The sequence below is a fragment of the Streptomyces sp. NPDC046862 genome, assembly GCF_040704615.1.
GTDB lineage: Bacteria > Actinomycetota > Actinomycetes > Streptomycetales > Streptomycetaceae > Streptomyces.
This window is the reverse complement of sequence record NZ_JBEYXP010000026.1, coordinates 1-26,118: the sequence shown is the minus strand read 5'-3', so window position 1 is coordinate 26,118 and position 26,118 is coordinate 1. Positions and strand designations below refer to the sequence as shown.

14 protein-coding genes are annotated in these 26,118 nt (G+C 72.6%); 4 read left to right on the top strand and 10 right to left on the bottom strand.

The window, feature by feature from the left end; all coding sequences use genetic code 11:
* The first annotated feature begins 109 nt into the window (after nt 1–109).
* The 4 genes from AB0959_RS27245 (at nt 110) to AB0959_RS27230 (ending at nt 6,195) form a co-directional block, all read left to right on the top strand.
* The gene (locus AB0959_RS27245; RefSeq protein ID WP_366829207.1) at nt 110–1,528 is read left to right on the top strand and encodes a family 2B encapsulin nanocompartment shell protein; all 1,419 of its coding nucleotides are present in this window, start codon (nt 110–112) and stop codon (nt 1,526–1,528) included.
* Between the two features lie 236 nt (nt 1,529–1,764).
* Nucleotides 1,765–2,988: a family 2 encapsulin nanocompartment cargo protein terpene cyclase gene (locus tag AB0959_RS27240; RefSeq protein WP_366829311.1), complete on the top strand. Its 1,224-nt coding sequence runs from the start codon at nt 1,765–1,767 to the stop codon at nt 2,986–2,988.
* A 45-nt stretch (nt 2,989–3,033) separates the two neighbouring features.
* The gene (locus AB0959_RS27235; protein WP_366829206.1) at nt 3,034–3,912 is read left to right on the top strand and encodes a geranyl diphosphate 2-C-methyltransferase; all 879 of its coding nucleotides are present in this window, start codon (nt 3,034–3,036) and stop codon (nt 3,910–3,912) included.
* Nucleotides 3,913–4,245: 333 nt separating this feature from the next.
* Nucleotides 4,246–6,195 (top strand): amino acid transporter, encoded by a 1,950-nt coding sequence (locus tag AB0959_RS27230; RefSeq protein ID WP_366829205.1) that lies wholly within the window; start codon nt 4,246–4,248, stop codon nt 6,193–6,195.
* A 2-nt stretch (nt 6,196–6,197) separates the two neighbouring features.
* Here the strand turns inward: AB0959_RS27230 and AB0959_RS27225 are convergent, their stop codons facing one another.
* The 10 genes from AB0959_RS27225 to AB0959_RS27180 form a co-directional block, all read right to left on the bottom strand.
* The gene (locus AB0959_RS27225) at nt 6,198–7,856 is read right to left on the bottom strand and encodes an alpha/beta hydrolase (RefSeq protein WP_366829204.1); all 1,659 of its coding nucleotides are present in this window, start codon (nt 7,854–7,856) and stop codon (nt 6,198–6,200) included.
* Between the two features lie 134 nt (nt 7,857–7,990).
* Complete coding sequence (locus AB0959_RS27220; RefSeq protein WP_366829203.1) at nt 7,991–9,256, bottom strand: hypothetical protein; 1,266 nt, start codon at nt 9,254–9,256, stop codon at nt 7,991–7,993.
* Between the two features lie 55 nt (nt 9,257–9,311).
* A complete protein-coding gene (locus AB0959_RS27215; RefSeq protein WP_366829202.1) occupies nt 9,312–10,130 on the bottom strand; it encodes an IclR family transcriptional regulator in 819 nt (272 codons plus the stop codon).
* A gap of 36 nt (nt 10,131–10,166) precedes the next feature.
* Nucleotides 10,167–10,904, bottom strand: coding sequence for an MBL fold metallo-hydrolase (locus AB0959_RS27210; protein WP_366829201.1), 738 nt, complete (start codon nt 10,902–10,904; stop codon nt 10,167–10,169).
* Complete coding sequence (locus AB0959_RS27205; protein ID WP_366829200.1) at nt 10,895–12,103, bottom strand: M20 family metallopeptidase; 1,209 nt, start codon at nt 12,101–12,103, stop codon at nt 10,895–10,897. Before AB0959_RS27205 ends, AB0959_RS27210 begins: the two co-directional genes overlap by 10 nt.
* The gene (locus AB0959_RS27200; protein WP_366829199.1) at nt 12,100–13,047 is read right to left on the bottom strand and encodes an ABC transporter permease; all 948 of its coding nucleotides are present in this window, start codon (nt 13,045–13,047) and stop codon (nt 12,100–12,102) included. The genes AB0959_RS27205 and AB0959_RS27200 overlap by 4 nt, the downstream gene beginning before the upstream one ends.
* The gene (locus AB0959_RS27195) at nt 13,044–13,997 is read right to left on the bottom strand and encodes an ABC transporter permease (RefSeq protein ID WP_366829198.1); all 954 of its coding nucleotides are present in this window, start codon (nt 13,995–13,997) and stop codon (nt 13,044–13,046) included. Before AB0959_RS27195 ends, AB0959_RS27200 begins: the two co-directional genes overlap by 4 nt.
* Nucleotides 13,990–15,624: a sugar ABC transporter ATP-binding protein gene (locus tag AB0959_RS27190; protein ID WP_366829196.1), complete on the bottom strand. Its 1,635-nt coding sequence runs from the start codon at nt 15,622–15,624 to the stop codon at nt 13,990–13,992. The genes AB0959_RS27195 and AB0959_RS27190 overlap by 8 nt, the downstream gene beginning before the upstream one ends.
* 11 nt (nt 15,625–15,635) lie before the next feature.
* Complete coding sequence (locus AB0959_RS27185) at nt 15,636–16,697, bottom strand: ABC transporter substrate-binding protein (protein ID WP_366829195.1); 1,062 nt, start codon at nt 16,695–16,697, stop codon at nt 15,636–15,638.
* Between the two features lie 323 nt (nt 16,698–17,020).
* Nucleotides 17,021–26,118, bottom strand: a 9,098-nt coding sequence (locus AB0959_RS27180; protein WP_366829194.1) for an SDR family NAD(P)-dependent oxidoreductase, incomplete at its 5' end; no start/stop codon positions are given.

Here is a 26,118-nt window from a genome sequence, read left to right as displayed (position 1 = left end):
GATGCCCCGTCAATCGCCATCGACGGCCAGGGCGATGTCCGCCCAGGTCCGCCAGGTCCGCCCACGTCCACTCAGTACGCCCACGTCCGCCCACCCAACGGGAGGGAATGTGTCCGCACCGGAAAGCTCCCCGGCAAGCGTCACCGAGGAGCAACAGTTCACCAGCCTCAGTACCCAGGCGGCGCGTCAGCTCGCCACGACCACCAAGTCCGAACCCCAGATGCAGGCCATCACCTCGCGATGGCTGCTCAAGATGCTGCCGTGGGTGGACATCAAGGGCGGCACCTACCGGGTCAACCGCCGTCTTCAGCTGAGCGTCGGCCGGGGGCGGGTGCAGTTCGACCAGAACGGCGCCGACGACATCAAGGTGATCCCCGAGACGCTGACCGAACTACCGGCCCTGCGCGGGTACTCCGACGTCGCGGCCCTGCGGGAGATGTCGGCGAGGTTCCGGGTGCGGGAGGTTCGGGCCGGCCAGGTCCTCGTCGACGCCGGGCAGCCCGTGACGGAAGCGTATCTCGTCGTGCACGGCCGGTTCACCCGCTACACGACAGGCAAGTACGGCGAGGAGGAGGTCATCGGGGTCATCACCGACGGGGAGGGCCTCGGGGACGAGGCCGTCGGCCGGGACGACCCGCTGTGGCTGAGTTCGGTGCGCGCCGAGACCGCGGGCGTGGTGCTGGCCCTCAACTGGGACGCGCTCACGGCGTTCGTCGAGCGTACGCCGTCCCTCGCCGCGCATCTGGACGCCTTCGCGGAGCAGCAGAGCCGGCCCATGAACCGCAAGGGTGAGGCCGACGTCCCCGTGCAGGCCGGGCACGTGGGCGAGCCGACCCTCCCGGGCGGCTTCGTCGACTACGACCTCGTGCCGCGCGAGTACGAACTGTCGCTCACCCAGACGGTGCTGCGCGTCCACACCCGGGTGGCCGACCTCTACAACAACCCGATGAACCAGACCGAGCAGCAACTCCGGCTGACCATCGAGGAGATCCGCGAACGCCAGGAGTGGGAGCTGGTCAACAACCGCGAGTTCGGGCTGCTGCACAACGTCGACTACGGCCAGCGCATCAGTACCTTCTCGGGTCCCCCGACGCCGGACGACATGGACGAGCTGCTGTCGATGCGGCGCAAGACCCGGCTGTTCCTGGCCCATCCGAAGGCGATCGCGGCGTTCTTCCGGCAGTGCAACCGGCGTGGTCTGGTGCCCGGCACGGTGAACGTCGACGGGCACGAGGTGCCCGCGTGGCGCGGCGTTCCGATCTTTCCGTGCGGCAAGATCCCGGTCAGTCCGCAGCACACCAGCAGCATCATCGCGCTGCGCACCGGCGAGAAGGACCAAGGGGTCGTCGGCCTCCACCAGACCGGCATCCCCGAGGAGTACGAGCCCTCTCTCAACGTCCGGTTCATGAACGTCGACACCACGGCGATCATGAACTACCTGGTCACCGCCTACTACTCGATGGCCATCCTCGTGCCCGACGCGGCGGGGATCCTGGAGAACGTGCAGGTCGGGTGGACCGCCGAATGAGCGCACCGTCCGTGCCGTCCGCAACGTCCGCGCCCTCCGTGTCGTCTGCGCCATGCGTGTCGTCCGCGCCATCCGTCCCGGCTACCGGCTCCGAGGCTCCGTCACCGCCGTCCTCGGACACACCGTCGCCGGCGTCCTCGGACGCAGCACCACCACCGGACACACCGCCACCCTTCCGTCTCCCCGGGCCGCCCAGCCTCACCCGCCCCACCCCGGCTCCCGGCCCCGGGGCACCACTGCCGCGGGCTTCGAGCGCGCCTCCGCAGCCGGAGGCACCGGCACCGGCACCGTTCCGGGTTCCCCCTCCGGGCGGCCTCGCCCGGACCGCGTCGGCGTCCTTCCGGCCGCCCGGGCCGCCCACCCTCGCCCAGCCAGGACCGGCACCCGGCTCAGAGGTCCCGTCGCCACCAGTCCCGGACGCACCCCCACCCTTCCGGCTGCCCGGGCCGCCCCACCCCGCAGGCTCGGCGCGAGGTCGGCGCGGCGGGCCCATTCCGGGGCTGCGGTACCGGCCCGCGGTCCCCGCCGACCCCGCGAAGGCCGCGGAGATCGACCGGCGGCTGGAGGCGTGGGCCCGCGGGCTGGACCTGTTCCCGCCCGCCTGGACGGGGGACTTCTCGGGATTCCAGTTCGGCCGGGCCGTCGTTCTGCAGCATCCGGGCGCAGCCGACCTCGAACGCCTCACGGTGGCCGGTGAGTTGCTGCTCGCCGAGAACCTCGTCGACAGCTGCTACTGCGAGGAGGACGAGGGCAGGGGCGCGGCGCGGCGCGGGCTGGGCGGGCGGCTGATCATGGCCCAGGCGGCGCTCGACCCGTACCACGGCACTCCCGAGCTGGAGGAGGAGTGGCGGCACGGAATGCGGGCCGACGGGCCGCTGCGCTCGTACCACTTCGCGCTGCGGGACTACGCCGCCTTCGCCACCCCCAGCCAGACCGACCGCTTCGTGCACGACATCGCCCGCCTGCACATGGGCTATCTCGCCGAGGCCGCCTGGTCCGAGATCCGCTACGTGCCGCCGGTCTGGGAGTACCTGGTCATGCGGCAGTTCAACAACTTCCGTCCCTGTCTGTCGCTCGTCGACGCCGTGGAGGGCTACGAACTGCCCGAGGCGCTCTACGCCCGGCCCGAGATCCAGCGGATCACCACCCTCGCCTGCAACGCCACCACGATCGTCAACGACCTGTACTCCTTCACCAAGGAACTGGCCGGCGACCCCGATCACCTGAACCTGCCCCAGGTGATCGCCGCCAACGAGCGGTGCGGGCTCAAGGCCGCGTATCTGAAAGCCGTCGAGATCCACAACCGGATCATGGCGGCGTTCGAGGAGGAGTCCGCGGCCCTGTCCGCCACCTCACCCCTGATCGAGCGCTACGCCGGTGGTCTCGCCGCCTGGGTGGCCGGCAACCACGAGTGGCACGCCACCAACACCCACCGCTACCACCTGCCCGACTACTGGTAACGCGCGGCCATGACCGACGTCCCATCGCCCCATGAGGAGCCACTGTTGACCATCATCGACGCCACCCCGGCGGCCGCTCAGATCCCGGCCCAGTCCACGTACCAGACCCGCGTCGCGGACTACTGGAACGCCGAGGAGAACCCGGTCAACCTCGAACTCGGCAAGATCGACGACCTGTACCACCACCACTACGGCGTCGGGGACGTCGACTGGTCCGTCCTCGACGGCGACACCGACCCGGCGGCACGCGGGCAGCGCATCACCGCCGAACTGCACCGCCTGGAGCAGGCCCAGGCCGAGCTGCTCGCCTCCCACCTCGGCCCGCTCTCCTCCACCGACCGTGTCTTCGACGCCGGCTGCGGGCGCGGCGGCGGCAGCGTGGTGGCCCATCTGCGGTACGGCTGCCACGCCGACGGCGTCACGATCTCCCGGAAGCAGGCGGACTTCGCCAATGAGCAGGCCCGCAAGCGCGGCATCGACGGCCGGGTGCGCTACCACCACCGCAACATGCTCGACACGGGCCTGGAGTCCGGCGCTTACGCGGCGTCCTGGAACAACGAGTCGACCATGTACGTGGAGCTGGACCTGCTGTTCGCCGAGCACGCCCGGCTGCTGCGCCGAGGGGGCCGCTATGTGACGATCACCGGCTGCTACAACGACACCTACGGGCGCGCCTCGCGCGAGGTGTCCCTCATCAACGCGCACTACATCTGCGACATCCACCCACGCTCCGAGTACTTCCGCGCCATGGCCCGCAACCGCCTCGTGCCGGTCCACGTCGAGGACCTGACCGCGGCGACGGTCCCCTACTGGGAGCTGCGCAAGCAGGCCGACCACCTGGTCACGGGCATCGAGGACACCTTCCTGGACGCCTACGGGAACGGCAGCTTCCAGTACCTGCTGATCGTGGCCGACCGCGTCTGACCCGCCGGGCGGCGTCACGCGTCCGCCGTGAGCGGAGTCGTTCCGGGTGGCACCGGGACGGCGACGTCACGGCGGACGGCATGACGCTGCGTATCCGGCTCTGCCGGGTGACGGCGCGGCCCGGGTTCCCGGCCGGATCGATTCGCCGGGGTTTGTGCCTGAACGTACCTGCCCTGGGCAGCCGTCGGTATGCGATCGCGCAGTCTTAACGCAAGCTTGACGCCATCGAGGGCCTCATCCGCAGGCCCATGCGTCACTCTCCGCTTACGCTGGGGGCGCCGTCCGCGTGACGGCCGTACCCGTCACCGAGCCGCACCTCAGGAGAGCACGTCGATGGCCACCACCGAACACCCGCCGCCGAGCCGGTTGCGGACGTGGATGCTGGAAGGCCTCTCCGACATGGCGGGGAACCAGCAGGGACCGCACGCCCAGCCCGAGGCCGCGCACAAGGGCCAGCGGTGGTGGCGCGTGATGTGCCTGACCGGTGTCGACTACTTCTCCACCCTGGGCTACCAGCCGGGCATCGCCGCCCTCGCCGCCGGCCTGCTCTCGCCCGTGGCCACCATCGTGCTGGTGATCGTCACCCTGGCGGGCGCCCTGCCCGTCTACCGGCGGGTGGCCGAGGAGAGTCCGCACGGGCAGGGCTCGATCTCGATGCTGGAACGGCTGCTCACGTTCTGGAAGGGCAAGCTGTTCGTCCTCACCCTCCTCGGGTTCGCCGCGACCGACTTCCTGATCACCATCACCCTGTCGGCGGCCGACGCCTCCACGCACCTGGTGGAGAACCCCCATCTGACCGACGCCCTGCACGACAAGCAGATGCTGATCACCCTGGTACTGGTGGCGCTGCTGGGCGCGGTGTTCCTCAAGGGCTTCCTGGAGGCGATCGGGGTCGCCGTGGTCCTGGTGGGCGTCTACCTCGTACTCAACGCGGTCGTCGTGGTGACGGGCCTGTGGCACGTGGCGAGCGCGGGGCATGTGGTCACGGACTGGTCCTCCGCCCTGACCGCCGAGCACGGAAACGTTTTTGCAATGGTCGGGGTGGCCCTGCTGGTCTTCCCGAAGCTGGCGCTGGGCCTGTCCGGGTTCGAGACCGGCGTGGCCGTGATGCCGCACGTCCAGGGCGATCCCGCCGACACGGAGCAGAAACCGACCGGACGGATCCGCGACACCAAGAAGCTCCTGACCGCCGCCGCCGTGATCATGAGCGTGTTCCTGATCACCACGAGCTTCATCACCACCCTGCTCATCCCGGAGAAGGAGTTCAAATCGGGCGGCGACGCCAACGGCCGTGCCCTCGCGTACCTCGCGCACGAGTACCTGGGCAACACGTTCGGCACCGTCTACGACATCTCGACGATCGCCATCCTCTGGTTCGCCGGCGCCTCCGCGATGGCCGGGCTGCTGAACCTGATGCCGCGCTATCTGCCCCGCTACGGCATGGCCCCGCACTGGGCCCGCGCCGTCCGCCCCATGGTGATCGTCTTCACCCTGATCGGCTTCCTCGTCACCTGGATCTTCGACGCGAACGTGGACGCCCAGGGCGGCGCCTACGCCACCGGTGTACTGGTCCTGATCTCCTCGGCGGCCATCGCCGTGACCATCGCCGCGCGCAAGGCCCGGCAGCGGGGCTGGACCATCGGCTTCGCGGTCATCTCCGCAGTGTTCCTCTACACCACGGTCCTCAACGTCATCGAGCGTCCCGACGGTGTGAAGATCGGCGCCTGCTTCATCGCCGGCATCATCCTGGTCTCCCTGCTCTCCCGGCTCGCCCGCGCCTTCGAGCTCCGTGTCACCAGCGTCGAGCTGGACGACATGGCCCAGCGCTTCGTCCGGGACGTCGCCAGCCGCAGGATCCGGTTCATCGCCAACGAGCCGGACAACCGCGATCTCGCCGAGTACCGCGAGAAGATCGAGCAGATCCGTCACGACAACGACGTCCCGACGGCGGAGGACTTCGTTTTCGTCGAGGTCACGGTCACGGACCCGTCGGAGTTCGAGGCGGGCCTCACCGTGCGGGGCGAGGTCCTGCACGGCCGCTACCGGATCCTGACCCTGGAGTGCTCCTCGATCCCGAACGGACTGGGGGCCCTGCTCCTGCACGTCCGGGACACCACCGGCCAGATCCCGCACATCTACTTCGAGTGGACCGAGGGCAGCCCCTTCGCCAACTTCCTCCGGTTCTTCCTCTTCGGTCAGGGCGAGGTCGCACCCGTCACCCGGGAGGTCCTCCGCGAGGCCGAGCCCGACCGCTCGCGCCGGCCTCGCGTCCATGTCGGCTGAGGTCAGCGGCCGGTGGCGGCCACCGGGTCCTTCTCGCAGACCGTGTCCCGTGCGGGCAGTTCGCCCGTGCGGAGGTAGTCGTTGACCTGCTGGTAGACGCAGCGGTTGGGGTACAGGCCGTAGACGCCGTGCACCTGCGCCTTCAAGGTGATCAGGCGCGAGTTCGGCATCTTCCGGTGGAGACCCTGGCCGTTGGCGTAGCTGGTGCGCGTGTCACCGGTGGCCTGGACGATCAGGCCGGGCACGTCGTTGCCGTCGGTCATGGGCGGCTCGACCGGCTTGCCGGGCCAGAACGCGCACGGATGCACACCGTTGAACACCGGGCCGAAGAGCGGCGCCGTGGCCCGGCTGCGCTCGACGTTGCGCCGGTACCAGGACAGGTCGCGCGGTGCGGCCCGGTCCGCGCACTGCAGGGCCATCTGGAGGGAGTTCTGGACCTCCGCCTCGTCGTCCGGCGCGCCGAGGGCCGCCTGAAGCGTCTCCGTCGGCTCGACGGTGCGTCCGCGCGCCGCGTCGTACAAGACCCGGATGGTCTCGGCGGTCCGTGCGAACTCCCGGTCGTCCGCCATGGTCATCCCCAGCGCCATCGGCACCTGCTGGCCGTCGGCGGTGTACGGGCCCACCTCGAGCGGGGTGCGGGCGGCCTGCCGGGCGACGCTCTCGACGGTCGCCCGGACCTTCGCGGCCGTGTCTCCGAGGCCGTAGGTGCCGTGGCGGCTGGCCGCCCACGCCGCCACCGCGTCGAGGTACTCCTCATTGGCCACGGTCACGTCGCGGATCAACGGGACGTGCCACCGGGCCGGGTCGATCGCGCTGTCCAGCAGCAGCCGGTCGACACGGCTCGGGAACATCCGCGCGTAGACCGCTCCGAGGTAGGTGCCGTACGAGACGCCGAAGTACGAGGTCTTCCGCTCGCCCAGCACCGCCCGGAGCAGGTCCATGTCACGGGCGGTGTTCCGGGTGGTGAAGTGCCCCAGGTACGACAGATCCTTGCCGTACGTTCGCTGACAGCTCTTCACGAGGTCCGCCTCGTAGCGCGCCTGGGCCCGGAACCCTTCGTCGTCGTACCCGGCGGAGCGCAGCCAGTGCCCGGAGGTACCGCAGCGCAGCGGACTGCTGCGGCCGACGCCGCGCGGGTCCATGCCGATCAGGTCGTAGCGGGCGGCCAGCTCCTTGCCCATCGCGGGCGCGTCCATCAGCGGCATGTCGAGTGTGATCCCGCCGGGGCCGCCGGAGTTGTGCATCATCAGCCCGATGCGGTTCCTGGTGTCGGTGGCCTTGATGCGCGAGAAGCCGATGGTGAGGGTGCGTCCCTCGGGGTGCCGGTAGTCCAGCGGCACGCGGATCGTGGCGCATCGGGCTCCGGCCTCGTCCAGTTCCTTGTGGTCGCACGCCGTCCAGCGGGGGCGCTGTTCGGTGAAGCGGCGCAGGGAGGCGGGGTCGTCGCCGGTCACGGCCGTCGTATGGCCCACTGTCCGCTCGGGTGACGGCTGGGCGAGGGCGGGGCTCGCGGTGACCACCATGGCGGCGGCGAGCGCGCCGGCCGCGAGGGTGCGTGTGGCGCGGCGGAAGCCTCCGCGTCTGGCGGTGGACGGCCGGGCGAGGGGCGATAACTCGGGAGGCCGGGCGGCGCTGGACGGAGCCGGATGAAAGATCGTCATGGCTCACCAGCCTTCCGTCGCCCCGCCGGCCCGGCAATCCGGGACGCCCCAGGGGAGGACGTGGGGTTGTCCCCCGGACCAGGAGGCGGCCGGACCGGTTGGTCCGGCCGGAGATCCACTGGTACGACGCGGTGTCAGCGGCGTGCCTTCAGGGCCGTGGGGATGCGCTCGAGCACCGGGAAGGGGACGAGGCCGTAGTGGTAGAAGTCGACGGCGTCCGCGCCGCCGGGCCCGGTGGCCGCCGCCGTCTTCTCGGCCAATCCGTCGGCGGAGTCGGTGTCGGGGGCTCCCGGCCGCAGTACGGCCCGTAGCGTGCAGTCGTCCGGCAGGGCGGTCCGGTAGGCGGCGGTGTCGGCCGCGACGCGTGCGGGGTCGCGGGCGTAGGCGAGCAGGCCGTAGGCGGGGACGACGGCGCCGACCGCCGCCGGGTCGACTCCGATCCGCCAGGCCTCGTCGGCCGCGAGCGCGCCGGCCGGGCGGCCGTCCGCGTAGCCCTTGACCGCACCCGTCAGATCCAGGAAGACCAGCCGGGAGCCCTCGGCCGCCACGGCGTCGGCCACGGTCGCGGCGAGCGAGGTGACCGTGTCACGGCGGGCGCGTGCGTACGCGGCGACCGGCTCCCCCGCCTTCTCGGCCAGTTCGGCGAGGGTGAGGGTGCCGGGCCGGGGGTCCGCGCCGTCGAGCAGCCGACCCACGGTGAGCGTGGCCGCGGCGCGCGCGGCCGCGGCGTCGACCCCGGCGGTCTCGGCGCGCCCGACGCAGTACGGGCAGAAGCACAGGCCCAGCAGGAACTCCTCGACCGGGCCGAGGGGCACGAAGCTGCGCTCGTGGTGGTAGCCGTGGCCGAACGTGCCGAAGTGCAGCGATTCGGCCACCACCGCGTCCACGCCCTGGCGGGCCACGGATCGGGCCAGCGCGACGGCGTACGCCCGTACGTCCGGGTGGGCGGGGCACAGGTCGGCGGGGGCGGCCCGGTCGCCGAAGCAGTTCTCCTGGGTGACGTCGGGGTGGGCGAGGCCGAGGGTGGTGTTGTGCAGGAAGACCGTCCAGCCGTGCAGGGCGGCGCCTCGTTCGGCCGTGCGCAGGCGCAGTTCGCGGAGGGGTTCGCGTTCCGCTCCGGGCTGTGCCGGCGGGACCAGGCGAGCGCCCTGGAACAGGTCGGCGGGAGGCGGGACATGGGTGCCGTCCCGGCGCAGGGTGACCCGGGCGGGGCCGTGCGGGGTGACGTCACGGGCCCGGTGGTACGCGGCGGCGACGGTGAGCGTGTCGCAGCCGTACGTTCCGAGAACCCGGTCGAGAACGGGCTCCACACCCTCCGCGCGCAGGTCCTCGACGAAGGTGTAGACGGAGGACGTGGACGGCGGCGCGGTCGGCGGCGCGGTCCGGGGGTTGGTGGACATGGCGCTCCTGTCGCGGTCCAGTCGTACTCGTGTGGTGCTCGGAGGGGGTTGGGCTTCAGCGGCCTGCCGCACGGTGCTGGACGACGTCCCGGGCCCGGGGAGAGCCGAGGACGTGGGAGATCTCCAGACCGGTGCGGACGACCATGGGGCCGACCTCGCGGACCCGGGCCGGAGTCATCCGGGTGGTGAGGCCCGAGACGCTGAGGGCGCCGACGGCCGCGTCGGTGTGGTCGAAGACGGGCGCGGCCACGCACCGTACCTCCGGCTCGTTCTCGCGGTCGTCGATGGCGTAGCCCTGGCGGCGGACGCGCTCGAGTTCGGCGCGCAGACGGTCGGGGTCGGTCACCGTGTGCGGGGTGACCGGCGGCATCCCGGCGGCCACGGCGGCGCGGAACGCCTCCTCACCGTGCCAGGCGAGGATGGCCTTGCCGACGGCGGTGCGGTAGGCGGGGATCCGGCTGCCGATGCGGGAGGCCATGCGGACGCTGGTCTCGTTCTCGACCTTGTCGATGTAGACGACGTCCGGCGGTTCGTACACCACCAGGTGGCAGGTCTCCCCCACCGCGTGCTGGAGGAGGCGGAGCGGTTCCGCGGCGACGGTGCGCAGGTCGAGGGAGGAGAGGTAGGACTGGCCGAGCCGCAGGGTGCCGTGGCCGAGGCGGAACCAGCCGGTCTCGCGGTCGCGGAAGAGCAGGTCGCTCTCCATGAGGGGCGTGGCGAGCCGCAGCACCGTGCTCTTGTTGATGCCGAGGTCCTCCGCGATCCGGGTCAGGGACACCCCGCGGCCGGTGCCGGCGTGGTCGCGGATGTACTCGAGGACGCTGAGGGCGCGGCGCAGCGAGGAGGCCTGGTTGCGGCGGGGCGGTGCGGTCATGTCGTGCTCCTCGCCATCAGGTGGTGCTCCTGGCCATCACGTTGTGCTCCTCGGCATCAGACCGCGGGCGACCGTGTCGCGGGCCGCGTCCAGGTGCCGCCCGGCCCGGGCGAGGGACACCTCGTGGTGGCCGGGGAAGAGCGCGTCGACGTCAAGCGCGGCCAGCCGGGTGAGGCTGTCCGCGTACTCGGGCACACGGCAGTCGTGCAGATTCTGCAGGGAGATGCGCCCTCCGGTGAAGACACAGTCGCCGGAGAAGAGGGCCCGGTAGGCGGGCGTGCGCAGGTGGTAGCAGATGTGGCCGTCGGCGTGACCGGGGGTGGCGACGGCCTGGAGGACGACTTGGCCGCCGAGGTCGATCTCGGTGCCGTCGGCGACGGGCTCGACGCGAGGGCAGGGCGGGAAGGCGTAGTCGTCCGGGTAGACCCCGGCCGCCCTGCCCTTGTCCACGCTGAGGCCCCGCTCGTCCCCTTCGGCGATCCAGCGCACGGCCTCCGCTCCGGCCAGCACGCGCAGTCCTGGCAGGTGCTCGGCGAGGGCCGCCGCCCCGCCCGCGTGGTCGGCGTGGCCGTGGGTGAGGAGGAGGTGGTCCGGCTCGGTGGCCGCGTCGGCCACGTTGCGCAGGATGGTGTGGACCGACCGCCCCGCCCCGGCGTCCACGAGGACACTGCGGCGGCTGCCGCGTACGAGGTAGACATGGCAGTCCAGCGGGTCGCTGAGATCGAACCCGGCGGCGCCGCTGGCGACGAGGGTGACATGGTCGGTCAGCTGCACGATGGCTCCGTTGGTTCCCCGGGGCGGTCACGATGCGTTCCCTGTCCGGCCGCCTGGCCGCTCTCGCCCTCGTCGAGCCGCTCCGCCGTCCCCCGGACCGTTGCGACGACGATCTTCGCAGCCAACTCCACCTCCGCCAACTCCACCGATTCCGCGGCGGCGTGGGCGTCCGCGACGGAGCCGGGGCCGAACACCACCGAGGGGATGCCGGCGCGGGCCAGTTTGCTGGCGTCCGTGCCGAAGGGCATGCCCTGGACGGCGGACGGGCGGCCCTGGGCGGTGAGCGCGCGGCGCAGGGCGGTGACGACGGGGGTGCCGGGCGGGGTGTCCAGGGCCGGGTCGACGGTGAAGGGAGGATCCAGTTCGGCGCCGAGCGCGGCGAGTTCGGCGTGGTCCTGCTGCCAGACGGCGTCCGGGTCCTCACCGGGGAGCGTACGGCGGTCGACGTCCGCCTCACAGGTGCCGGGGATGGTGTTGGGCCCGGTGCCGCCCCGGATGCGGGTGACCGTGCGGGTGGCGGGGCCCAGGAGCGGGTGCGGGGCGACGGCCGGGGGTGTGACGGCGAGGTGGGCGAGGACGGGGGCCATCAGCGAGATGGCGTTGACCGCGTCCTCGGGGCGCGAACTGTGCCCGGCCCGCCCGCGGGTGCGCACGGTGTAGCGCACGACGCCCTTGTGGGCGGTGGCCGGGACCAGCCCGGTGGGCTCACCGACCAGCGCGCCGGCGACCGGGCGGTCGCCCAGAGCGTCCAGCAGGTGCAGGACGCCACGGTAGGCGTGCTCCTCGTCGACGACCCCGGCCAGGACGACCGTGTACGGCGGCGGCTCGCCACGGGCGAGTTCGGCGGCGGCCAGCATGAACACGGCCAGTGGCCCCTTGGCGTCACAGGCGCCCCGCCCGTACAGCCTCCCGCCGCGGACCTCGCCGTCGTACGGCGGCACGGTCATGCCGTCCGTCTCCACCGTGTCGAGATGGGTTTCGAGGAGCACGGCCGCCGCGCTGCGGCCGGGTACCACGGCGACCACGTTGCACCGCCCCGGCAGCACCTCGTGCAGCTCGGCGTGGACGCCGTGCCGCGCCAGCCAGTCGCGTACGTACTCCGCGACCGCCGTCTCGCCCCCGTCACCGGCGGCGCCCCGGGGGTTGACGCTGGGGATCCGTACGAGGTCACGGAGGAGCGGGGCAACCTGGTCCTTCATGTGCGACGCTCCCTCGCGTAGACCAGCAGCAGGCCGATGATCAGGATGCCGAGGACGACCTGGCGTACGCCCTCCGAGAGGTTCCAGGAGGTCAGCAGCGCGGTGAGGAGGGTGAGCAGCAGGGCGCCGCCGACCGTGCCGAGGAGGTGGCCGCGGCCGCCGAGGATGGAGGTGCCGCCGAGCACGACGGAGGCGATGGACAGCAGTTGGTAGGGGTTGCCCATGGTCAGCGAGCTGGTGCCGGTGAAGCCGAGCAGTACCAGTCCCGCCACTCCGGCGAGCAGGGCGCAGGAGACGTACGCGGTGAACGCCGTGGCGCCGAGCGGTACGCCGGAGGCGCGGGCGGCGCCGTGCCCGGCGCCGAGCGCGAACGCGTACCGGCCGGTCCGGGACAGGTGCAGCAGCCAGAAGGCGACGGCCGTGACACCCAGCCACAGCACGAACGCCCAAGGGACGCCCAGCAGCCGGTCGTTGGCGAGCGAATCCAGCAGCGGCACATGCGCCGAGCTGGGCGATCCGTCCGTGTACACGAGCAACGCGCCGGAGAGGATCGTGCCGGTGGCGAGGGTCATCACCATCGGCGGCACCCGCAGCCACACCACGCCGGCCGCGTTCACGGCCCCGACGAGCGCGCACAAGCCGAGGGCCGCCGTGATGCCGGCCGCGCCGCCTCCCGTACCGGAGGCGACCTTGGCGCAGACGACCGCGGACAGGGCGACGACACCGGACACCGACAGGTCGATGCCGCTCATCATGACGACCAGGGTCTGGCCGACGGCGACGATGCCGAGGAACGACGCCGTCTGCACGAGGTAGCGGAAGTTGGAGACACTGTCGAAGCCGTGGGCGAAGAGGATCGCCGCGAGCCAGGTGACCGCGAGCACGCCGAACGCCCAGACGGGCCGGCTGCCGCGCAGCGCGGCCACTGACACAAGGCCGCTCATTCGGCCGCCTCCCTCGTGAGGTACGTCTTCAGGGCGAGCGCCACCACGAGGATCACTCCCTGCACGACGAGCTGGTAGAAGGGCGAGATCCCGGTGAACAGCAGCAGGTTGGTGAGCAGGCCGATGACGAGCGCGCCCAGGACCGTGCCGCGCATCTTCCCGACGCCGCCGAAGAAGCTGATGCCGCCGAGGACGGAGGCGGCGATGGAGTTGAGCGTGTAGGGCGTGCCGATCGTCGGATCCGCCGAACCGGTCTGGATGGCGAGCCCGATCCCGGCGAGCCCGGTGAACACGCCCGCCAGCGCGTATCCGCCGATCTTCACCCCTCGGGTGTGGAGTCCGCTGGCGTAGGCGCCGTGTTCGTTGCCGCCCACGGCGTAGAGGGCGAGGCCGTGGCGGGTGGTGCGCAGGAGTTTCCAGAGGGCGAGGGTGAAGGCGACGGCGACCGCGGGCAGGGCGATGCCGTACCAGCCGTTGTTGTACGCCTCCACGAGTCCGCCAGGGACGTGTCCGCCGGGCTGCGGCAGGACGACAAGCGTGACACCGCTCCACAGGAACGAGGCGGCGAGCGTCACGACGATCGGGGGCAGACCGGCGTACGCCACCAGGGTTCCGTTGACGGCGCCGGCCGCGACGGCCACGCACAGGGCGAGCACCATGGCCGTCACCACGTCTCCGGCGCCCTGCGCCTCGTAGGTGGCGAAGACGGCCATGGCGAGGCCGAGCACGGCTCCCAGTGAGAGGTCGATCCCGCCGAGCAGCATCACGGTGGTCTGCCCCGCGGCGGCCAGGATCAGGGGCAGGAACTGCGCGGACAGGATGGTGACGGAGGCCGGGGTGAGAAGGCTGGAGTCGTAGTGCTGGTAGGCGACGAGCAGCACCAGCAACAGGGCGAGCAGCCCGAGGAGATCCGTGTTGGCCCGGGCCGCGACGGTGATCCGCTCACGCATGGGTCACGCTCCCGGAGGGGTCGGGACGGTCGCTGTCGTCGGTTTCGTGGGCGAGTTCCTCCGCGAGCAGAACCGTTTTGTCAATGCTCTGCTCGTCGGGCCGCTCATCGGTGTCCGTCGCCGTGCCCATCACCGAGGCCCGTACGAGGCGCTCTTCCGTCAGGGCCGGGCCGGTAAGGCGGTCGACGATCCTGCCCTCGTACAGGACGGCCACCTCGTCGCAGAGGCCGACGAGTTCCATGGTGTCTCCGGAGGTGACGAGGACCGCCAGCCCGTCGTCGGCGAGGCGGCGCAGGAGGTGGTAGATCTCGCGTTTGGTGCCGATGTCGATGCCGCGGGTGGGTTCGGCGAGCAGGAGGACGCGGGGCTCGGTGGGCAGCCACTTGGCCAGGGCCACCTTCTGCTGGTTGCCGCCGGAGAGCCGGCGTGCCTCCTGCGCCGGTGAGGCGGCCTTGACGCGCAGCCGCTCGGTCAGGTCGGCGACCAGCCGCGTCTCGGCCGAGCGCGAGACGGTGGTGAGGCGGCCCGCGGGGGCCAAAGTGCGCAGACTGGGCAGCGCGAGGTTGTCGCGCACGCTGCGCGCGGTGTGCACGCCCTCGGTCTTGCGGTCCTCGGGGACGTACGCGATGCGGTGCCGGATCGCGTCACGGGGAGAGGAGATCCGTACCGGCCGCCCGTCGAGCGTGATCCGCCCCGTGTGCCGGGCCAGGCCGAACAGGGCGCGCAGCACTTCGCGTTGGCCCTGGCCCTGCAGTCCTCCGAGGCCGAGGATGCGGCCGGGTACGAGGTCCAGGTCGACGGAGGAGCACGAGCGGGGGACGGTCAGGTCGCGTGCCTGGAGGAGGGGGGCGACGGGGTCGGCCACCGGGTCGGCGGCGGCCTTCCCGGGGAACAGGTCCGACAGTTCCCGGCCCACCATCAGGCGCACGATGTCGTCGTGGTCCGTCCGCTCCCGCTCCCGGGTCGCCATGACGGCCCCGTCCTTCAGGACCGTCAACCGGTCGCTGACCTCGAAGAGTTCGGCCATGCGGTGGCTGACGAGGATCACGGAGCCGCCCTGGTCGCGCAGTTCGCGCACGACACGGAAGACGGCGCCCACCTGGTCCTCGTCGAGTGCCGAGGTGGCCTCGTCGAGGATGAGGAGGCGGGGCTCGCCCGCCAGCGCCTTGGCCAGTTCGACCAGTTGCTGGCGGCCCAGCGGCAGGCGTCCGGCCCGGGTGCGCGGGTCGACGTCGAGGCCGACCCGCTCCAGCAGCGGCCGGGCCCGCGCGACGAGGTCCCGGGTCCGCACCAGTCCGCGCCGGCTGGGCCAGGCGCCGAGGAAGACGTTCTCCGCGACGCTCTGGTGCGGGTTGAGGCTCAACTCCTGGTGTACGGAGCCGATCCCGGCCGCCCGGGCGCGGTGCGGCGACCACGCCCGGGGTACGGGAGCGCCGTCGTGGACGACCCGGCCGGAGTCGGGCGCGAGGAGCCCGGTGACGAGGGAGAGCACGGTCGACTTGCCGGCGCCGTTCTCGCCGACGAGCGCCAGCACCTCGCCGGGCTCGACCGTGAAGCTCACCTCCTTGAGCACCTGGTTCCCCGCGAACGACTTCGACACCTGTTCCACGCTCAGCAGCGGTGCCATGGTCACGTGTCTCACTTACCGATGAGCTTGTCGATCTGGGACTGCGGAATGTCGTTGATCGGGTACGAGTCGTCCGGCTGGTCCGTCTTCACGTACTCGGAGAGGTTGGCGTCGGTGATCTCGGGCAGCGGGACGGTGACGTCCTGCGGCACCTTCACGCCCTCCTCCTTCGCTATGGCCGCCTCCAGGGCGATCACACCGAGGTAGTTGGGCTGGGCGGTGGCGATGGAGGAGAAGCCGGCCTTCTGCTTGGACTTCCACATCTTCAAAAAGCCGTTGTAGTTCTCACCGGTGATGGGGACGAGCTTCTTGTCCTGCTTGATCAGGGTCTGCAGCGCGGCGGCGGACAGCGCGCCTCCTTGCGAGAACACACCGTCGATGTCCGGGTTGGCGGAGTACGCGGAGGCGAAGGACTGGGCGGCGGGGGCGATGTTGTACTCGCTGTGCACGTTGCTGACGATCTTGATGTCCGGGTACTTCTTGAAGACCGCGTCGGCACCGGCCCAGCGGTCCTCGCTGACGGCCACGCCGGCCGGGCCGTTCATGGCGATGATGCTGCCCTTGCCGTCCAGCTTCTTGGCCAGCCACGTGGCCATCATCGCGCCCCAGGCCTTCTGGTCCGTGCCGACCCGCACGACCTTCTTGCTGGTCGGCAGCGAGTCGAACGCCACGACGGTGATGCCCGCGGCCACGGCCTGTTCGAGCGCCGGGTTGAGCGCGGTGGCGGAGCCGGCGTCCACGAGGATCACGTCGTACTTCTGCTGGATCATCGCCCGGATCTGCGAGATCTGCTGCGAGGTGTCGCCGTTGGCGTTGAAGGTCTTGAACGAGGAGACCTTGCCCGCCGACTTCAGCTTGGTGACGTCGGTCTGCAGCATCTTGAGGGTCTGCTGCATCCACGAGGGAGTCAGGTAGATGGTCGACCAGCCGACCTTGAGGTCCTTCGCGGCCGAGGCGCTCTCGCCGCTCTTGGCGGTGTCGCTGTCGGACTGGACGTCGCACGCGCTGACAGCCATCAGCGCGCACACGCATGCTGCCACTGCCACCACACCACGTACGGGGCGTGTGTTCATCGTTGCTCCTCGGTTCCCTCGTGAGGCGCCCGGGCCGGGCACGTGGCCCGGGCGACGGTGCGTAGCAAGCGGACTGTTCACCGAAGCCGCGCCCCGACATCACTGGTCGGGGTGGGGGGCGCTTCGTCCGGTGAGGACCGGCCTGTTGAGAGGGCAACGTAGAGGCGCGCGTGGCCGCGCACCACGTCTGCACCACAGAATTTCGCATTGCACAACACGGCAGCTCATGCGGACTTCCGCGGCGGGTTTCGGCGTCATCGGGACGGCACGGAACCGTTACCGTAACGTGCCCCGCGCCACGGGCGATCAGTCCGGGCAGGCCGTCAACCACCCAGGCTCCTGAGCCAGTCGTGCACGGTGCGCGCGGTCACCTCCCCGTGTTCCTCGATCATGGAGTGGTGATCACCGGGGACGTCCACGACGGTCAGGGGCACGGGCCAGACGGTCTGCCACTCGCCGGGGACGTCCTGCGGGTGTTCGGGGTCGGCCGGGATCAGTTCGGTGGCCCGGACCAGCAGCGCGGGGGTGGCGATGGGACGCGGCTGCCATGTCTCGAACAGGGAGAAGTACGACGCCATCGCGGTGAGCCGCAGGCCGGTCATCCGCCCGAACTCGGCCTCCCGTTCGAGGGAGCGCGACTCCATGACGTGGACGATGTAGTCGGTCTGGGGGGTGCCGGCCAGATAGGCGTCCAGCATGATCACGCCGACGGCGGGGGTTCCGAGTTCCTCCAGGCGGGTGGCCACCGCGTACGCGAGTGATCCCCCGGAGGACCGTCCCGCCAACGCGAACGGGGCGCCGTCCGTGCCGCGAGCGACGGTGCGGGCCGCGTGGTCGACGGCCGCTTCGACGCTGCCCGCGACGAGTTGGCCGCCGGTGAACCCCGGCATCATCAGGGAGTAGGTGTCGCGCAGTCCGCGCAACGGCCGGGCGAGGCTGACGAACTCCTGGTCGCTGGCCCATACGGAGGTGGACGGCAGGCCGATGAGGGCCGGAAGGGCATCGCCGTGGCCCTTTGCCTTTCCCTCCCCGAGTTTCACCAGTCCCGGCGCCTTGCCGACCTCGTCGGCCGAGGTGAACGCGGGGCGCAGGCCCGCCGAGTTCATGAGGACCTTGGCGGCCTGGTCGTATCGTCCGGCGCCGAGGGCGTGGCGGTAGAGCTTCTCGACCGCGTCCGCGACGAGCGCGGTGGGCTCGGCCGGTCCGGCCGCGGCCGGGTTCGTGTTCCGCGCGGCCCCGGCGGTGGGGGTGGTGATCTGCTGGTTCAGCGCCGTGGCCAGCGCACCCGGGGTCGGGTGGTCGAAGACCAGAGTGGGCTGGAGCCTCAGGCCGGTGGCGGCGGCGAGCCGGTTGCGCAGTTCGACGGAGGTGAGCGAGTCGAATCCCAGCTCGCCGAAGGCCCGGTCGGCGTCCACGCCCACGGTGTCACCGTGCCCGAGCACGCGGGACGCCTCGGCGCACACCAGGTCCAGCAGGGCGGTCTCGCGCGCGGCGGGGTCCAGCCCGGCCAGCCCCGCCGCTCCGTCGTCGGACCGGACGACGGTCCTGACGGTGCGGCGAGAGGCGGTGCCCCGGATCAGCCCGCGCAGGACGGCGGGGACCCGCTCCGCGGGCGTCGCGTCGGCGGCCCGGGGGTCGAGGAGGAGCAGGACGGACAACGCCTCGTCCGGCATCGCGAGGGCCTGGTCGAGCGCGGCCGGTCCTGATTCGGCGGTGAAGGGGAGTAGCCCACTGCCCGCCGGCCGGGCCCGCTCGGCGGTGTCGAGGGCGTCGGCCATGCCCCCGATGCCGTGCCAAGGGCCCCACGCGAGGGAGACCGCGGGCAGCCCGAGGGAGCGGCGGTGCTGTGCCAGGGCGTCCAGGAAGGTGTTGGCGGCAGCGTAGTTGACCTGTCCCGGGCTGCCCAGCACGCCGGCGGCGGACGAGAACAGCACGAAGGCGCCCAGGTCCTGTCCGGCCGTCAGTTCGTGCAGGTGCCAGGCCGCGTCGGCCTTGGGACGCAGGACCGTGTCGAGCCGTTCGGGGGTGAGGTCCCCGATCAGTCCGTCGTCCACGACCCCGGCCAGGTGGACGACCCCGGTGAGGGGATGTTCGGCGGGAACGCCCGCGAGCAGCCGGGCGAGGGCCTCGCGGTCGGCCACGTCGCACGCGGCGAGCGTGACCCGTGCGCCGGCCTCCGTGAGCTCGGCGGCCAGGGCGTCCGCGCCGGGGGCGTCCGGTCCGCGCCGTCCGGCCAGCAGCAGGTGCCGTACGCCGTGACGGGCCACCAGGTGACGGGCCACCAGGGCGCCCAGGGCGCCGGTGGCTCCGGTGACGAGGACGGTTCCATGAGCGTCGAACCGCCCGCGAGAGTCGGCGGGTCCCTCAGGAACCGCGGACGTCTCGGGATCGTCCGCGGGGGGCGCGTGCACCTGCGTGAGCCGTGGTATGTGGGCGGTTCCGGAACGCAGGGCGAGTTGCGGTTCGCCCGTGGCCAGGGCGCTCGGCACGGCCGCGAGCGAGGCGTCGGTGCCGTCCAGGTCGAGCAGGACCACCCGGCCCGGGTGTTCGGCCTGCGCGGCTCGTGCCAGTCCCCATACGGCGGCGGAGGCCGGCCGCGGTCCCTCGTCGCCCGGGCGGGCGACGACCGCACCGTGCGTGACGAGGACCAGCGGGACATCGATCAGCCGGGAGTCGGCGAGCCAGGGGCCCAGGACGTCGAGTGCCTGGTGGGTGAGCGCGCGGGCCTCTGCGGCCTGGTCGTTACGCGTGGGCGTCCCGGCCGGCCCGGCGGTCCCGGCGACCCCCGCGGCCTCCGCCGTCTCGACTGTCTCGGCCGTGTCGCAGAACGCGACGACGGCGGCGGGCCCTTGGGCACCGCTGTCGAGGGTGTCGGTGAGGGACTGGCGGTCCAGGTACGGGACGACGGCCCGGCCGGTGGCGGCGGCCAGCCGGGGCCGTAGTTCCCGCGGATCGAGGCCGAGCACGCCCCAGTCCCCGCCTTCCGGCCCGGGAGGGACGGTGAGCGGGACGGTCGGCCACTCCAGCCGGTGCAGAGGACCCGGCTGCGGCGGGGCGGCGGTGAGGGCCGGGGCCGCCGTGGGCATGCGCAGGGTCAACTCGTCGACGGTCAGGACTGGTTGCCCGGCGGGGGTGGTGAGCCGCACGGAGACCGCCCCGTCCCGCGTCGGTGCGAGCCGGGCGTGGAGCTCTGTCGCCCCGGTCGCGTGCAGCCGTACGCCCGCCCAGGAGAAGGGCAGTCCCGCGGGAACGGCGGCGCCGTCGGGCCCGTCCGCGCCCAGGATGCCGAGCGCGAGGGGCTGGAGGGCAGCGTCGAGCAGGGCGGGGTGGACCGCGTAACCGTCGGTGGGATCGTCCGCGCCGGTGTCCGTGGAGTCGCCCGGATCCGTTCCGGTGGGCAGCACGACCCGCGCGTGCAGTTCGCCGTCCGTCTGCCACAGGTCGGTCAGACCGTGGAAGGCGGGGCCGTACTCAAGGCCGGCCGCGGCGGTCGTGGCGTAGAAGTCGTCCAGGGGGACGGGCTGCCCGGAGGCCGGCGGCCAGGGGGCGGAAGAGGTGGCCGGCGCCTCGGCACGGTCGTCCGGGGCGAGCACCCCGGCGGCGTGCAGGATCCACGGCTGGTCGGGGCCGGCGGCGGGCCTGTCCTCGGGCCGGGCGTGGACCGTGAAGGGCCGTCGTCCGCTGTCGTCCTCGGCGGCCAAGGACACATGGAGGGCTGTGCCCCCCTGGCCGGCCCGCGGCAAGGGCAGCGGTGCGTGGATGACCAGTTCGTCGAGCCGGTCGCAGCCCACGTGACCGCCGGCGTGCAGGGCCAGTTCCACGAAGGCCGTGCCGGGCAGCAGGGGCGTGCCGCCCAGCGCGTGGTCCGCCAGCCAGGGGTGGCCGGTGAGGTCCAGACGGCCCGTGAGGAGCACTCCCCCGGAGCCGGGCAGTGTGGTGAGGGCGCCGAGGAGCGGGTGGCCGGACGTGCTCAGACCGACGGACGACGCGTCCGTGCCGCCGCCCCCGCCGCCGCCGAGGACACGCAGCCAGAAACGGCGGTGCTGGAAGGCGTAGGTGGGCAGCGGGACCGTGTCGGCTCCGGTGCCCGCGTAGTACGCGTCCCAGTCGACGGCCGTGCCCTCCACGGCGAGCCGCGCGACCGCCGCGGCGAGGGCGTCGGCCTCCCCGCGGTCGCCGCCGCGCAGGGCGGCGAGGCAGGTCACGTCGTCCCCGGTGTGTTCGAGCGCGGTCTCCTCGGCCATCGAGGTCAGCGCGCCGCCGGGACCGGCCTCCAGGAAGGTGCGCACACCACGGTCGAGCAGGGTGCGGACGCCGTCGGCGAACCGGACGGTGTCCCGCACGTGCCGCACCCAGTAGCCGGGGGCACACAGCTGGTCCGGGGATGCAGGGGTTCCGGTGACGTTGGAGATGACGGTGAGGGTGGGCTCGTGGAACTCGACGCGGGCCAGGGCCGCGGCGAAGTCGGACAGCATGGGCTCCATGAGCGGGGAGTGGAAGGCGTGGCTGACGGCCAGCGTCTTCGTGCGGTAGCCGCGCCCGACGAACTCGGCCGCGGCCTCCAGGATCGCGCTCTCCGGGCCGGAGACGACCACCGAGGACGGCCCGTTGACGGCGGCGATGCCGACGCTGTGGTCCGAGTGGGCGGCGAGCACACCGACCACCTCGGTCTCGGGGGCCTGCGCGGCCAGCATGGCACCGCCGGCCGGCAGGGCCTGCATGAGCCGGCCGCGCGCGGCGACCACGCGGCAGGCGTCGGCGAGCGACCAGACCCCGGCGATGTGGGCGGCGACGAGCTCTCCGACGGAGTGGCCGATCAGGACGTCGGGCCGTATGCCCCAGCTTTCCAGCAGCCGGTACAGCGCCACCTCCACGGCGAAGAGCGCGGGCTGGGTGAACTCGGTGCGGTCCAGTTCCGTGCGGTCGGCTGCCGCGGACGGCCCGGGGGCCGCCTCGGCGAGGACGACGTCGCGCAGGGGACGGGGCAGCAGCCCGTCGAAGGCGGCACACACCTCGTCGAAGGCGGCCGCGAACACCGGGTGACGCTCGTACAGTTCGCGCCCCATGCCCGGTCGCTGGGATCCCTGGCCGGGAAAGACCAGGGCGAGCGGTGCCTCACGGCTGGTCCCCCAGATCACGTCGGCGGCCGGGGCGCCCTCCGCGAGGGACTCCAGCCCCGACAGCAGGGCGGGCAGGGTGTCGGCGACGACGGCCGCGCGGTGCGTGAGCGCGCTGCGGGTGGTGGCCAGCGAGAACGCGAGGTCGCGGGGTGCGGTGCGCGGGTCGAGGGAGGTGTCGTCCTGCCGGTCGCGCAGGGCCGCGAGGAGCCGGGCGGCCTGGTCGCGCAGGGCCGCTTCGGTGTGGCCGGTCAGCAGCCAGGGCACGGTCGCCGGGGGCGTCGCGGCCTCGGCTCCGGAGTCCGTCTCCGGCACGGGGGCCTGGTCCCGAGTACGGTCCGCCGGGAGCGCGGTGGCCAAGGGTTCGGGATCCGCGTCCGGCACGGTGGCCTGGTTCCGGGTATGGATCGCCGACTGCTCCGGGGCCTGTTCCAGGATCAGGTGGGCGTTGGTCCCGCTGATGCCGAACGACGACACGCCCGCCCGGCGCGGCCGCCCGGTCTCCGGCCACGGCTGGTTCCGCGTCAGCAGCCGGACCGCACCGGCGGACCAGTCGACCTGGCGGGTGGGTTCGTCGACGTGCAGGGTGCGCGGCAGCACCCCGTGGCGCAGCGCCATCACCGTCTTGATGACGCCGGCGACCCCGGCGGCGTACTGCGTGTGCCCGATGTTGGACTTGACCGAGCCCAGCCACAGGGCGGTGTCCGCGGCGCGGTCACGGCCGTATGTCGCCAGCAGTGCCTGCGCCTCGATGGGGTCCCCGAGCCGGGTACCGGTACCGTGTGCCTCGACCGCGTCGACGTCCGGGGCCCTCAGCCCGGCGGCGTCCAGGGCGGCACGGATCACGCGCTGCTGGGAGGGGCCGTTGGGCGCGGTGAGGCCGTTGGACGCGCCGTCCTGGTTCACGGCCGACCCTCGGACGACCGCGAGCACACGGTGCCCGCCCCGCCTCGCGTCCGACAGCCGCTCCAGTACGACGACACCGACGCCCTCACCCCAGCCCGTACCGTCGGCCGAGTCGGCGAACGCCTTGCAGCGGCCGTCGGAGGAGAGGCCGCCCTGGTTGGCGAACTCGGCGAACGCCCCCGGAGTGGCCATGACGGTGACGCCTCCCGCGAGGGCCAGGTCGCACTCCCCCGCGCGCAGCGCCTGCCCTGCCAGGTGCAGGGAGACCAGGGAGGAGGAGCAGGCGGTGTCCACGGTGACCGCCGGGCCCTCCAGCCCGAGCACGTACGCGACACGGCCGGACATGACGCTGCCGGACGAGCTGGTCAGGGCGTAACCGCTCGCCAAGGAGGCGGAGTTCATGAGCAGGGCACCGTACTCCTGAGGGGTGCCGCCGACGAAGACGCCCGTGCGGCTGCCGCGCAGCGACAGCGGGTCGAGGCCGGTCCGCTCGATCGCCTCCCACGACACCTCCAGCAGCAGGCGCTGCTGGGGGTCCATGGAGAGCGCCTCGCGCGGCGAGATGCCGAAGAACTCGGCGTCGAAGTCGCCCGCGTCGTAGAGGAAGGCGCCCTGCCCGGAGAGGGCGGTCTGCCGTCCTGGGTCGTAGAGGGCGAGGGCGTCCCAGCCGCGGTCGGTGGGGAAGTCCGCCATCTCGTCCCGGCCCTCGGTGACGAGTCGCCACAGGTCCTCGGGGCCGCGGACGCCGCCCGGGTAGCGGCAGGCCATGCCGACCACGACGAGCGGGTCGTCGTCCACCGGCTGCGGGGTCGCCGGCCGTGCGGGCCACGCCGCTTCCGAGCCGCCGAGCAGTTCGTCGTGCAGGTGGGTGGCGAGGGCGGTGGGGGTGGGCTGGTCGAAGACGAGGGTGGCGGGCAGGCGCAGGCCGGTGGCGGCGTTCAGTCGGTTGCGGAGTTCGGTCGCCGTGAGCGAGTCGAAACCGAGGTCCTTGAAAGGCCGGTTGGCCGCGATCTGCGCCGCGTCCGAGTGGCCGATCACGGCGCCGGCCCGTGTCCGGACCAGATCCAGCAGGTGGGCGCGCTGGTCGGAGGCGGGGAGTGAGGCGAGGGTGGTCCTGAGCCTGTCGGCGGCGCTGCCGTCACCACTGTCCCGGTCGTCGCCCGCCCTGTCGCCGCGCAGGGCGCGGGCCGCCTCGGGGATCTCCTCGATCAGGGGGCGGCGCCGGGACAGCGCGTACACCGGCGCGAACCGCTCCCAGTCCATGTCGCTGACGGTGAGGGTGATCTCGCCGTGCTCGATCGCCTCCCGCATGACCCCGATGGCGAGGTCGGGCCGCATCTGCCGTACACCCATCCGGTCCAGCTGGCCGGCGAGTGCCGCGAAACCCTCCAGCATGCCGCCGTCGGCCCAGCCGCCCCAGGCGAGGGAGGTCGCGGTGAGTCCACGGGTTCGCCGTTCGTGGGCGAGTCCGTCGAGGAAGGCGTTCGCGGCGGCGTACGTGGCGTTGCCGGCGCTGCCCCAGACGGCCGCGCCGGACGAGAAGAGCACGAACGCGTCCAGGTCCAGGTGCGCGGTGAGTTCGTCGAGGTGACGGGCGCCCTCCACCTTGGCCGCCATGCCGTCCGCCAGTTCCCGCGGCTCGACGTCGAGCGCCGGGCCGTAGCTGGTGGAGCTCGCGGCATGGACGACGGCGGTCAGGGGCCATGGCTCCGGTACGCCGGCCAGTACGGCGGCCAAGGCGTCCCGGTCGGCGACGTCGCAGGCCGCGAACGTCACCTCGGCTCCGAGTGCTCGCAGTTCCTCCGCAAGCCCGTCGGCTCCGGGCGCCCGGTCGCCGCGGCGGCTGACCAGCAGGAGGTGCTCGGCTCCCTCGGCGGCCAGCCAACGGGCCAGGTGGGCGGCTATGCCTCCGGTGCCTCCGGTGATGAGAACGGTTCCGCGCGGCTTCCACGGCCGGACCGGGCCGCGGTCGGTGAGGGGGGCGCGTACGAGCCGCCGCGCGTAGGCGACGGGTCCCCGGATCGCCAACTGGTCCTCGCCCGGGGCGGCGCCGGACAACAGCGCCGTCAGCACGGTGCCGGTGCTCTCGCTCCAGGCTCGTGGCAGGTCCACGATCCCGCCCCACCAGTCGGGGTGCTCCAGGCCCAGCACCTGGCCGAGGCCCCACAGCTGGGTGGCCCGCGACCGGACGGCGTCGCCGGTGGCCACGGCGGCACCGCCTCGCGTCAGCCACCACAGCGGGGCCCGGATCCCCGCCGCGCGCAGATTCCGGGCCAGGGTCAGGGCGTCGGCGGGGGTTTCCAGGAGGGAGACGACACCCGCGTACGCGCCGGAGGCCGCGGGCACGCTGCCCGTGGTGACGTCCACTTCGGCGCCGGCAGCGCGCAGGGCCGTCGCGACCTCGTCTTCTCCTGCGAGGGCGTCTCCTGCGGCAGCCCCGTCTCCTGCTGCGGACTCGTCTCCTCCGTCCGCCTCGGGTACGACCAGCAGCCACCTCCCTTGCAGCACCGCGCCCTCGGCCGCGCGGGCGGAGGGCGTGATGCGCCGCCAGGTCACGCGATAGCGCCAGGCGTCGACGACCCGGCCGGCGGCGGACGCGGCTCCTGAACCGACGGGCATCTCCATCCAGAAGCGCTGGTGCTGGAAGGCGTACGTCGGCAGATCCACGGCGCGGGCACCGGTACCGGCGAACCATTCCTTCCAGTCGACGGCGGCTCCGTGGACGTACGCCTCACCGAGCGAGAGCAGCAGCCGCTCCCGGCCCCCCTCGGCCCGCCTCAGGGTCCCGGTGACGGCGACCTCCCGCCCGGCCGACTCCGCCGTGTCCTGCACCGCGCCGGTGAGGACGGGGTGCGGGCTGACCTCGACGAACAGCCCGTGTCCCTGCTCCAGCAGCGCCCTCGTCGCCGACTCGAACTCCACCGGCTGCCGCAGGTTGCGGAACCAGTACGCCCCGTCCAGCCCGGCCGTCTCCAGCCGGCCGCCGGTCACGGACGAGTGGAACGCCACCTGTGACGGCATCGGCACGACGTCCGCCAGGAGCTCCGCCAACTCCTCCCGCAGGCCGTCGATCTGGGCGGAGTGGGAGGCGTAGTCGACAGCGATGCGCTTGGCCCGTACGCCCTGTTCCCCGGCCCACGCGAGCAGTTCCTCCAGCGCGTCCGCCTCACCCGCGACGACGACCGAGGACGGACCGTTCACCGCAGCGAGGTCGATCCGGCCGTGCCAGCGTTCGAGAGTGTTCTGAGCCTCATCGGCGGGCAGTGGCACCGACACCATGCCGCCCTTGCCGGACAGCGCCAGGATCGCCTTCGACCGCAGCGCCACCACCTTCGCGCCGTCCGCGAGCGACAGCGCGCCCGCGACCACCGCGGCGGCGATCTCGCCCTGGGAGTGCC